11 protein-coding genes are annotated in these 11614 nt (G+C 44.8%); 5 read left to right on the forward strand and 6 right to left on the reverse strand.

What is annotated here, in order from left to right; all coding sequences use genetic code 11:
* The first annotated feature begins 15 nt into the window (after positions 1-15).
* The 3 genes from ACTCNA_RS08890 to ACTCNA_RS08900 all read left to right on the forward strand — a co-directional run bounded on the left by ACTCNA_RS08890 (position 16) and on the right by ACTCNA_RS08900 (position 6265).
* On the forward strand, positions 16-1974 hold the full coding sequence (locus ACTCNA_RS08890; RefSeq protein WP_462947553.1) for a sialate O-acetylesterase: 1959 nt from the start codon (positions 16-18) through the stop codon (positions 1972-1974).
* A gap of 29 nt (positions 1975-2003) precedes the next feature.
* Positions 2004-2828 carry a GH36-type glycosyl hydrolase domain-containing protein gene (locus tag ACTCNA_RS08895; protein WP_462947554.1) on the forward strand — a complete coding sequence of 275 codons (825 nt, stop codon included), beginning with the start codon at positions 2004-2006 and terminating at the stop codon, positions 2826-2828.
* 173 nt (positions 2829-3001) lie between these two features.
* On the forward strand, positions 3002-6265 hold the full coding sequence (locus tag ACTCNA_RS08900; RefSeq protein ID WP_462947555.1) for a S41 family peptidase: 3264 nt from the start codon (positions 3002-3004) through the stop codon (positions 6263-6265).
* A 99-nt stretch (positions 6266-6364) separates the two neighbouring features.
* Here the strand turns inward: ACTCNA_RS08900 and ACTCNA_RS08905 are convergent, their stop codons facing one another.
* Both ACTCNA_RS08905 and ACTCNA_RS08910 read right to left on the reverse strand, forming a co-directional pair.
* A complete protein-coding gene (locus tag ACTCNA_RS08905; RefSeq protein WP_462947556.1) occupies positions 6365-7225 on the reverse strand; it encodes a sugar phosphate isomerase/epimerase family protein in 861 nt (286 codons plus the stop codon).
* Positions 7226-7322: 97 nt separating this feature from the next.
* Positions 7323-8894: a Gfo/Idh/MocA family protein gene (locus ACTCNA_RS08910; RefSeq protein ID WP_462947557.1), complete on the reverse strand. Its 1572-nt coding sequence runs from the start codon at positions 8892-8894 to the stop codon at positions 7323-7325.
* Between the two features lie 51 nt (positions 8895-8945).
* Here ACTCNA_RS08910 and ACTCNA_RS08915 point away from each other — a divergent pair, with 51 nt between their 5' ends.
* Positions 8946-9098, forward strand: coding sequence for a hypothetical protein (locus ACTCNA_RS08915; protein WP_462947558.1), 153 nt, complete (start codon positions 8946-8948; stop codon positions 9096-9098).
* 82 nt (positions 9099-9180) lie between these two features.
* On the opposite strand, the gene ACTCNA_RS08920 is transcribed toward ACTCNA_RS08915, so the two are convergent.
* Together ACTCNA_RS08920 and ACTCNA_RS08925 are read right to left on the reverse strand one after the other, a co-directional pair.
* Entirely contained in the window at positions 9181-9945 is a 765-nt protein-coding gene (locus tag ACTCNA_RS08920; protein ID WP_462947559.1) for a patatin-like phospholipase family protein, read from the reverse strand.
* A 131-nt stretch (positions 9946-10076) separates the two neighbouring features.
* Positions 10077-10277 carry a ferredoxin gene (locus tag ACTCNA_RS08925; RefSeq protein ID WP_462947560.1) on the reverse strand — a complete coding sequence of 67 codons (201 nt, stop codon included), beginning with the start codon at positions 10275-10277 and terminating at the stop codon, positions 10077-10079.
* A gap of 251 nt (positions 10278-10528) precedes the next feature.
* Between ACTCNA_RS08925 and ACTCNA_RS08930 the strand changes: the two genes are divergently transcribed.
* Entirely contained in the window at positions 10529-10783 is a 255-nt protein-coding gene (locus ACTCNA_RS08930; RefSeq protein WP_462947561.1) for a CPF_0552 family protein, read from the forward strand.
* 58 nt (positions 10784-10841) lie between these two features.
* On the opposite strand, the gene ACTCNA_RS08935 is transcribed toward ACTCNA_RS08930, so the two are convergent.
* Positions 10842-11330, reverse strand: coding sequence for a MarR family winged helix-turn-helix transcriptional regulator (locus tag ACTCNA_RS08935; protein WP_462947562.1), 489 nt, complete (start codon positions 11328-11330; stop codon positions 10842-10844).
* A gap of 2 nt (positions 11331-11332) precedes the next feature.
* On the reverse strand, positions 11333-11614 hold a 282-nt coding region (locus ACTCNA_RS08940), incomplete at its 5' end, for a DoxX family protein (protein WP_462947563.1).

An 11614-nucleotide genomic window follows, 5' to 3' on the forward strand; every position in this document is an offset into this window, starting at 1 on the left:
TTAAAAATCAAAAAAATGAAAATATTGCGTTTTGGAATCCTTTTTTTAACCCTCGGAATACTATTCAGTTTTACCTCAAAAGCAGATGTGACGTTACCTAAAATATTCAGTTCCAACATGGTTTTGCAGCAGGGAATTGAAATCCCAGTCTGGGGTTGGGCCGATAAAAATGAACGTATCCGCGTAACATTTAACAACGAAACGGTAAGGACACGTGCCGATAAGGAAGGAAACTGGATGGTGAAACTTCCGGTTCAGAAATACGGAGGGCCATTTACCCTGACAATAAACGGCAAAAATACCGTTGAATTTACAAATGTGATGGTGGGTGAAGTTTGGATTGCTTCCGGGCAGTCGAACATGGAAATGCGCGTTGACCAAAGCAACAACGCCGAAGAGGAGATTGCAGCAGCCAGCTATCCATCCATCCGGCTTTTTACTGTCCCAAAAGCTGTAGCACAATTTCCAAAGAATGACATTAGCGGTGGCGAATGGGTGGAATGCTCACCCGAAACTGTCGGCGCTTTTTCGGCTGTGGCCTATTTTTTCGGACGTGATTTGCACGACGAGCTGAAAGTTCCTGTCGGCTTAATTCACTCATCGTGGGGAGGCACTGTGGCCGAAACCTGGATAAGCGGAAATACCATTAACCAAGATCCTGATTTTAAAGCTCAGCTGGTTGAATTGCAGCAAATGGACTTGGAGCAGTACCGTCAGGCAAAACTTGAGCAAATAAGGGAAATCCTGGGAGGCGAAGTGCCTACCGAAGACAAAGGCATCGTTGACGGCAAACCGGTTTGGTCGGCCCTGGATTACAACGACGACAACTGGAGAAGCATAAAAACCCCCATGTACTGGGAAAACCAGGGATACATCGATATTGACGGAATTGGCTGGTACCGCAAAGAAATTACGCTCAACGAAGAACAAACCAAATCCAACCTGACACTTCACCTCGGTAAAATCGACGATTCCGACATTACCTTTTTCAACGGTATTGAAATTGGCAAAACCGAAAATATGTACGACGGGGAACGCATTTATTCCATCGATAAAAAATACCTGAAGCCGGGCGACAATATGATTGTGGTACGCGTGCACGACACAGGTGGCAACGGCGGCATTTGGGGCGATCCTGAAAACCAGTTTCTGGCCATCGGAAACGAAAAAATGGATATTTCGGGCGATTGGAAATTCCGCATATCGAAAGCTGAAGTCGGTACAGTGAATGTAGGCCCCAACTCCTACCCTACGCTTCTGTTCAACGCCATGATAAACCCGCTTCTACCTTACGGAATAAAAGGTGCCATCTGGTACCAGGGCGAATCGAATGCCGGCCGGGCCAAACAGTACCGGCGCATCTTTCCGGCATTGATAAACGACTGGCGCGATCACTGGCAATTGGGTGATTTTCCATTTCTCTATGTCTCACTTGCCAATTACATGCAACCACAGGAACAACCCTCTGAAAGTGCATGGGCAGAACTGCGCGAAGCCCAATCGATGACACTCAGTTTACCCAACACTGGCATGGCACTGGCTATTGATATCGGTGAAGCCAACGATATTCACCCGAAAAACAAGCAGGACGTGGGCAAACGTCTGGCACTCGATGCCTTTAAAATTGCTTACAACAGGGATGTGGTAAATTCAGGGCCCATGTATAAATCGGTTGAATTCAAAAACGGAAAAGCATTTGTTACTTTTTCGGAAATTGGTTCGGGCCTGAAAATCAAAGACAAATACGGCTACATCAAAGGTTTTTCAATTGCAGGCCCCGACAAAAAATTCCACTGGGCGAAAGCCGAACTGAGAAACGATAACACCGTGGTTGTTTATTCTGATGAAGTGCCAAACCCTGCAGCCGTGCGCTACGGATGGGCCGATAATCCCGACGATGCGAATCTGTACAACAAAGAAGGATTACCTGCCAATCCGTTCCGAACCGACGACTGGCCGGGAATTACCAAATAATTCACTTTTCTTTTTGTTTGAACTACAATATGAGCTGCTTTTGTGTATATTTATACTTATTTGTAAATGAAAAAATTGACGGTTTCGATACCGACCGCGACTGGTTTTTGCGGGCTTACGACTTTTTCGGAAACAAAGTGGGCAGCCAGGAATGCGAAGAAGGAAAAATTTTCATCGAATCGAACGGATTCTGCACCATGTCCGAAATCGGCAAAGAAAAAAACTGGCCGCAAATAGCGCTCGATTCCGTTAAAAAACACCTCGACAGCAAATACGGCATCGTGCTGCACAATCCACCCTATTCTGAATACGACCTCAGCAAAGGAGAAATAACGAGCTACCCTGAAGGTTACAAAGAAAACGCGGGCATTTTCTGCCACAACAATCCCTGGATAATGATTGGGGAAACCGCTGCCGGGAATGGTGAACAGGCATTTGAATACTACAAAAAAATCTGCCCTGCTTACCTGGAAGAAATCAGCGATTTGCACCGGACTGAGCCTTATATATATGCCCAGATGATTGCCGGCAAAGATGCCTGGAAACCGGGCGAAGCCAAAAACTCATGGCTCACCGGAACAGCGGCATGGAACTTTTTTGCCGTTTCGCAACATATCCTCGGTGTTCAGCCCGGTTACAACGGACCGGGTATTAATCCCTGCATTCCCAAAAACTGGGACGGATTCACCGTTCAGCGGAAATTCAGGGGAACTTCTTTCAATATTAAAGTGATGAACCCATTTCATGTTTCAAAAGGAATAAAAGAGTTGTGGGTGGATGGTGAAAAAATGGATGGAAATAAAATTCCGGTTCAAAAGAAAAGTTCCTGTAACGTAAAAGTGGTGATGGGATAACAGTCCGTCCAGCGACTATGGCCCGCTTGACGGATAAAACTATTGGCATTTCGTTTTGCCCAATCAGCTTAAAATAGCAGCTTGACAGTTGATAAAAAATCATTTCGCTGTTTCCTGTGAATTTGTATCTTCGAAAATCCAAAAAATTTTATCACAGTTAAAAATAATTTTCTATGCAAAGAATAAAACAACTCACTGTTTCCCTGCTGCTTATTGCAGGCTTAACGTTTAGTGCCCGCGCGGCAAATGACTCCGGGTTACTGCGCTTTCCCGACATTAACAACGATTTGGTTGCATTTGTGTATGCAGGCGATATCTGGACTGTAAATGCAAACGGAGGCGATGCCCGCCAGCTCACGTCGCACGAAGGAATGGAACTGTTCCCCAAAATTTCACCCGACGGAAAATGGATTGCCTTTTCGGGCGAGTATGCCGGCAACCGGCAGGTTTTTGTGATGCCATCGGAAGGTGGAACACCCCGGCAGCTGACCTGGTACAATTCGGTGGGTGTGATGCCCCCGCGTGGTGGTTTCGACAATGTGGTGCTCGACTGGACACCCGACAGCAAGCACATCCTGTTCCGCTCCAACCGGACAGAATTTGGCGAACGAAACGGAAAATATTTCACGGTAAGTATCGACGGTGGTATGGAAAAACCGCTGCCAATCGTTAACGGTGGTTTCGCCGTTTTTTCTCCCGATGCCAAAAAGCTCTGCTTCACACCGGTTGACAGGGAGTTCAGAACCTGGAAACGGTACAAGGGCGGACGCGCAACAGAACTCTGGATTTACGATCTCGAAAATAATACATCGGAACAAATGACTGATTTTGCCGGTTCCGACCAGTGGCCGGTTTGGGATGGCCAAAACATCTTTTTTGCATCGGACCGCGACCTGAAACTGAACATTTACAGCTACAACACCGAAACCAAAGAAACCCGGCAAATCACTGATTTTTCAACCTACGACGTAATGTGGCCTTCCGGTCAAAACGGCCAGATGGTTTTTGAAAATGGCGGATTCCTCCATAAAACAAACCTGGAAACCGGCGAAACCGAAAAAATTACGGTGAATATCAATTACGATAACCCCAACCGGCTGCCCTATTTCAAAAATGTGAAAGACAATATTCACAGTTACGCCATCTCCCCTACCGGGAAACGGGCTTTGTTCGATGCCCGCGGCGATATTTTTTCGGTTCCGGCAGAAAACGGGATAACCCAAAACCTGACAAAAACGCAGGGTGTGCGCGAAATTTATCCCAACTGGTCGCCCGACGGGAAATACATTGCCTATTACTCTGATGCCACCGGCGAATACGAAATTTACCTGCTCGAAAACAGTAAGGATGCAGAACCAATGCAGATTTCTTCCGGTTCGCAGGCCTGGAAATACGACAGCGAGTGGTCGCCCGACAGCAAATACCTGCTTTATTCCGACCGAACCCTGAACCTGAAACTTTTTGATGTAGAGGCAAAAAATGAAGTTATCATCACCAAAGGAGCCACCAGCGAAATCAGGGATTACTCCTTTTCTCCCGATTCACGTTGGGTGGTGTATTCAAAAGAATCGGACAACGGCCAGTCAGGCGTTTGGGTACACAACATCCAGAAAAAAGAAAACCACCAACTTAGCGGCGATATGTTTAACGATTATTCACCGGTTTTTTCAGCAGGAGGTGAATATATTTTCTTTTTATCGAACCGCGATTTCAACCTCGATTTCTCGAGTTTCGAATTCAATTACATTTATAATGATGCCACCCGGATTTACGCAATGGCGTTGCAAGCCGACGGCCCAAAACTGCTGAAAGACAAAAACGATACTGAACCTGTAAAAACTGAGGATCAGGAAAAAGAAAATAATTCGGATGAAAACGGAAACGAAGAAGAGGCTGCTCAGGTAGAAATTGATTTTGAAGGAATAACCGAACGCGTAATGACATTACCGATGGGTACCGACAATTACCGTAACCTCACTGCAGTAAAGGGTGGCCTGCTGTACATTGCAGGCGGCAAATTGCAGAAATACGACATCGAGAAAGAAGAAAGCACTGAAATCATGGATAAAGTACGCCAGGCTCTGGTGTCAGCCAACGGGGAGATGATGCTGTACCGCTCGGGCAGCGATTTTGGCATTACTGCCATTAAGCCCGGAAGCAAGCCCGGCGACGGCAAGCTGAACCTGGAAAAAATGGATATGAAAATTGACCCGGTAAAAGAATGGGAACAAATTTATAACGATGGCTGGCGCATTTTCCGTGACTATTTCTACGTGGAAAACCTGCATGGTGTTGACTGGGATGAAATAAAAACCAATTACAACAAACTGTTGCCCTATGTTGGCCATCGCGCCGATCTTGACTATATTTTGAGCGAAATGGTCTCCGAATCGAACACCGGCCATGCTTATGTGAACTGGGGTGATTTTGAAAATCCTGAACGTGTGGAAGGCGGATTGCTGGGCACGCGCCTTGAACCGGATTCGAATGCCGGCAGGTTCCGCATTGCCGAAATTTACCCGGGCGAAAACTGGAACGACAGCCGCCGTTCACCGCTTACTGAAGTTGGAGTGGATGTAAACGAGGGCGATTACCTCATCAGCCTGAACGGACAGGAAATTAAAGCCGGTGAAAATCCTTATCGCTTCCTGGAAAACAGTGCCGAAGAGCTGATGGAGATTACGGTCTCTGAAAATCCGGATGGCAGCAATGCCCGCACTTCACTCATAAAACCGGTAAAAAGCGAACTGGAACTCTTGTACCTCGATTGGGTGAATGAACGTCGTCAAATGGTTGACAAACTTTCAAACGGACGGATTGGTTACATTCACGTTCCAAATACTTCGTACGAAGGCAACCGCGAGCTTTTCAAGGGAATGTACGCTTACCACAATAAAGAAGCGCTCATAATCGACGATCGATACAACGGAGGCGGTTTCATCCCTGATGTAATGGCCGACTTGCTCGACCGCAAAACGCTAAGCTACTGGCAGCGAAACGGGCTGAACCCAATGCAGACACCCGGTGTTGCCCACGACGGACCGAAGGTGATGCTCATCAACGGCTATTCATCATCAGGTGGCGATGCTTTCCCCTACTACTTTAAAAAGAAAGGGCTGGGCCAGCTCATTGGTACGCGCACATGGGGCGGACTGGTTGGAATTTCGGGCAATGCATCGCTGGTTGACGGCGGCAGCATTTCGGTCCCGCAATTTGGGGTATTTGACGAAAACGGCGAATGGATAATTGAAGGGATTGGCGTGTATCCGGATATTGAAGTAATGGACCGCCCTGAAGAACTGGCCAAAGGCAACGATCCCTCGCTTGAAAAAGCGGTGGAAGTGCTGCTAAAAGAACTGGAAGAAAATCCAACTAAAAAAGTGGATACACCTAAGCCGCCGGACCGGTCAGGTTTTATTGAGAAAGATATTCGATAGGAAATAGCTGGAGCGCTTTCCACCAAATAGTTACAAAGTGGCGAATCGCGCAATTTATTCACCCGGTGACTCCGAGTCACCGGGTGAATGGTGGCAGTATCAAATACTCATTAAATATTCAGCACTCGGCGCAAAGGTTTCGGGTGCCATTTCAACAAAAAAGTTTTTTACACCTCCAACTTTTGCCGCCTCAAAAAAGACCTGCCAATCAACTATTCCCTGGCCAACAGGAACCTGCTTTTCCTGTTCTTTTGAATAATCGGCTAAATGTGCAGAAATAAATCTTCCCGGATGGTTTCGGAAATAATCGGCAGCATGATAGCCAATATCCACCACAGCTACCTGAAACTGCATTTTTACCAGTTCCGGGTCGAGTTGATCGAGCAGGGCATCGTAAATCAAAACATCGCCACGCTTTTCAAACTCCATGTGATGATTGTGAAACCCCATCTGAATACCGGCTTTTTTGGTTTTTTCACCAATCAGGTTCAGTTCGTCGGCAGCCTGGCGGTAATCATCCACCGATGCATCTTCCGGCAGCCAAAAACTGGAACAAATCATTTGATCCATTCCCAAATCTTTCGCCCATTCAATCCGGTTATCGAGGTGGTCGCGTAACTCACCCATCGTGTAATGCGAGCTGACACATTTCAATCCGCTGTCTTCAATCACTCGCCGCATCTCTTTTCCCGACATGTCATTAAAAACTTCAAAGCCACTGCCAGTGTAGCCAAGAGGTGAACACATTTCCACCTGTTTGTAGCCCATTCCCGCCATCTTTTCCAGCGTTCCCGAAAAATCTTCGAAAAGCTGCTGGCGGATTGTCCACACCTGAAAACCAAATTCATCGGGTGTCGATTTTGCTGCTGACAGTGCGTGTAATGGCAAATTTCCCAACAACGCAGCACCACCAACAATAGCGCTGGTTTGTTTGATAAAATTTCTTCTTGTGTTTCTCATTTCATTGGTTTTATAAATATTTCCTGTTCTATTTATTATGCTACCACACCGGTAAATCATCTTTTCCTTTCCCTTTTGGGGAAGGTCAGGATGGGGCCTAAATCTCTTCCAGGCTCCAGCCTTCCCGGTAGTCCCTTTTCAGGTATTGGTTTGCGTCGGGCACATTGGTAATTTTTCGTTCCGACACATCGTATCTCAGTGTTTTTCCTGAACGCAACGCGGCAGCATACAGGTTTACAGCCCCGGTAATTGGCCAGGCATAATCAAAACTGCCCTCAAGTGGCTCATTATTGCGAACTCCTTCCACAAACAGTTTTATTCCTGACTTCCGTTCATAAGTAATATTTTTCTTCAGTTCACGCGCCAGGTTCATATCTCCTGACAAAACATACGGTTCGCTGAGTGTAAATTGAGAGGAAAGAATTTTCCCATTCGTGCCAACGAACATCATTCCTTCGTCCGGAAATTCTTTGCCTTCAGCATAAAATTCTTCCGGAACAGGTGGTCGCATTCCCCCGTCGTGCCAGATTAAATCGACTGCCGGACGATTTCCTTTTGCCGGATATTTGAATCTTACTGAACTGGCAAACGGAAACGAGTAATCATTCTGAATTTTATAGGCCGTTGCATTGGACCGCGTCCCGCAAACATGGCTCAGGTTGGGTTCAATAATAGTTGGATTTTCGAGCTCGAGCCCGCGGAAAACAGTCCACAGACTGTAGTGCCCCATGTCGGCCATGGCACCGCCGCCAAAATCGTACCAGCCCCTGAAAACCATGTTGGTGTAATGCGGATGGTAAGGGCGGCTGGCTTCGGGCCCCAGCCATAAATCCCAGTCGAATCCTTTAGGCAGTGGCGGTTTGTCTTTGGGCATTTCGGCGTATTGTGGCCACACCGGTCGGTTCGACCAGTTATGCACTTCCTTCAGTTCGCCAATAACACCGCCGTTAATCCAAGCCAGTACCTGCTCCATCGATCCGTTGCTTTCCCAGGGAATAAAATGAGTGATGACATCTGATTTTTTTGCCCTTTCAATAATCTTGAAACCCTCTTCCAACCTGTTCGAAATGGGTTTGTGCATGGTGATATGAATGCCCCGTTTCAGCGCAGCTGCAGCTATAACACCGTGTAAGTGGTCGGTGGCCATTATTTTCACCGCGTCGATGTCTTTTTCTCTCTCCAACATTTCGCGGAAATCGGCATAAGCAGCACATTTATAATTACTTTCCGGCCGGTTTTTCGCATAATAGGCATCAACAATTTCTTTCCCGTTATCCCGTCCGCCCGGAATGGTATTGTCGCCACCAGGCATCCAGTCGGGATTATCAATTGTTTTCCGAATTTCGTTCCGTAAACCATTCGGGCTCCAGTCGTAATACCCTATGGCTTCTTTTTGCGGATCGCATACTGCAATCACCTGCGCTTCCGGAATCCCGAGCAACTCAGGTAATTCGCGTAACCCCTGTGTACCGGCACCGATGTAGGCGATATTAATTTTATCGCTGGGAGCCACATGCCCACTGCCTCCCAACACATGTGCAGGTACAACTGTTAACCCCACTGCAGCCGAGGTTACACCTCCTATAAACCTTCTGCGGTCGATTAAATTTTCATTGGAGAAAGCTGTGTTTTTAATTAGGAAAGTTGAATCACTCTTTTTCTTTTCCATGATTTCCGGTTTAGTTTTTATTATTGACAGGTATAAAATTACGGTTTAGTTTTGTACATAAAAATTAATTACAAGGTAACTTTCCAGATGATGTCAAAAATTTCTGTAAAGGGAGACGACACTCACCCGGTTTATCAATGGCTTACCCAAAAAAGCAAAAACGGCAAAATGGATTCGAAAATAGATTGCAATTTTCAGAAGTGACTGATTGATAGGGTTAAGCCCAAAGTGAAGCCAACCAATGAAAAAATTCTGGACGGGATAAAAAATTAACCGGGCATGAAACTCAGGCTTTCAACTCGTCCTTAACTTTTTTCAGTGTTTTAACAGAGTCTTTGTATCCCTGTTTCATTAATTCCTCAATCTGGTCGGTATTGGTGCGGTTAAACGATGAAAGATCGGGTTTTATCAGCAAATCAGCATCTTCGGTTTGTAATTTCGAGGCGGTCATCAAGGTATAATGAAAACTGTTCAGGATTACATCCAGGATATTGCCAGGGCGCTCATAGGCATGTTTGGCATTTAAATCGACACCAATTACATAATCGGCTCCCATTTTACTGACCGTATTAATGGGCACATTTTCCACGATTCCTCCGTCAACCAGCAATTTATCATCTATTTCAACCGGGCTAAAAATCCCGGGAATGCAGGTGCTGGCCATTGCCGCCCGGGCGACAGGGCCTTCCTTTAAAACTACCTTTTCGCCTGTAGTTACATCGGTGGTAACCATCGCAAGCTGAATATCTGAATCTTCAATGTTTTTATCGCCAAGATAATTGATTATAAGCTCCCCCAGCTTTTCGTTGGATAGCAATCCGTACCTCGAAAGCGTAATTCCTGTAATATCCATCCAATTCAGTTCCGAGGCAATCTCCTGAATTTCCTGCCAACTTTTTTTGAAGGCAAAAAAAGAAGCGACAAATGCGCCGATACTGGTTCCTGCAATGTAGCTGATTTCTATGTCATTTTCAGCCAGTGATTTGAGCACCCCCACGTGTGCTGCTCCCAAAACAGCACCGCCTCCCAGTGCCAGTCCAATTTTCTTCATAATTCAAATAATTTTGCACACAAGTTACAATAAACTGGTTAAATCAGCTCAAAAAAAAGACCGGAAAATCCGGCCTTGTGGTGCGGTGATACTACTCACGCGCAAAATTTCTTAATGTGTTGTTTTTAAAACTACTCTTCTTCGAACCTGATAATTTCAACCGGGCACTGTTCAGCGGCTTCTTTTATGTCGTCTTCATTTGCAGCAAAATCAGCGTCGTCTTTCACAAAAGCTTCGCCGTCATCGTTCAAATCGAAAACTTCCGGACAAACATCGTTACAAATTCCATCGGCTATGCAGCCCTCTTCAATCCATACTTTTTTAATTGCCATAATAATCTCCTTTTTAAATTTTAATTAGAATTATTTAAATGAATTATGAACAAATTCCATAACTTCAAAACAATGAATAAACATAGAAATAAAATATTAAATACTAAAAAATTAACCTGAAAAAATTGTTCCTGAATATTAATTTAAGCAAAAAATTACATCCCTTTAATTACTCATTTTCATTGGGATATTTTACTTTTTGTATCCGGAAATTTTGTACATTTCAAACAAAATCCAAAAATCAAAAAAAAATGAAACGAACGGCATTACTCATTCTTGTAAGGCACCGCCAGGAAACCGCCAAAAAAGTGCAAAAAATTTTAACCGGCTGGGGTTGTTACATCAAAACCCGTTTGGGCATTCACGATGGCGTATTGGAAAATTGTTCCGACAGCGGCCTGATTTTCCTCGAACTGACCGGTGAAAAAGAAAAGCATGAAGAAATTTCCCGGAAACTCAACCTGGTAAAAGGTGTGGATGCCAAATTGGTAAGCCTGGAAGTGTAAAAAGCAGGTAAGAAAAATAGCGTTGACTGCAAGTGAAAATTGTTGGCGGTTTTGTCGGCTACCGGCTTTTGGGAAGTTTCCTGCAACTCAATTCTTTCTTCTCTCTTATTTTATCTAACAAATGGTTCAATTGTTGAACTTCGTCCATAGATAAATTTTTCAATAAAGTATCTGCTTTCTGTTCACAACTGAACATCTTATCCAATAATTCCATGCCCTTTGTTGTAATTTCGACAGATTTTTGCCGCCTGTCGTCCAAATTTTCCTTCCGGCTAAGCAATCCTTTTTCAAAAAGTCTGTTAACAATTCGGCTTATATCCGAATCTTTGTCAAGCATTCGCTGTTTTATAAAACCAATAGAAAGAGGTGCCTGGATCCGGAAACCACGAAGTATCCTTAAAACGTTGTACTGCGGTTCGGTAAGTCCATGTGCTTTAAGGGATTTATGAAACTCATGACTTAACAATTTGACCGTATAGGTCAAATTGATAAATCCCTTGTGGTATTCATTCCGAAACCTTCCATTAATTTCTTCTTCGAGGGACATTTTTATTTTAGCTTAAAAAAATCGGGATTTCTTAAATAAAAACCTGCCCATACAAAAAGAAGAACAACCACGGGCAGCGCAAGGCTCATACCACCTGTCATGTGAATGATAATAGCGCCTCCCATGTAAGAACTCAATAGCAAAGTTCCAAACTTATTTGTTTTTGGAAACAAGAACAATAAGGCAGAAACGATTTCACCAAGGGCAATAATAATCCGCCAATCGGCTAAGTGCATTTGTTCCATTTGTTCGGGATGAAGGAATAATTTTCCACTTGCACTATA

This window comes from Tangfeifania sp. (assembly GCF_055108615.1).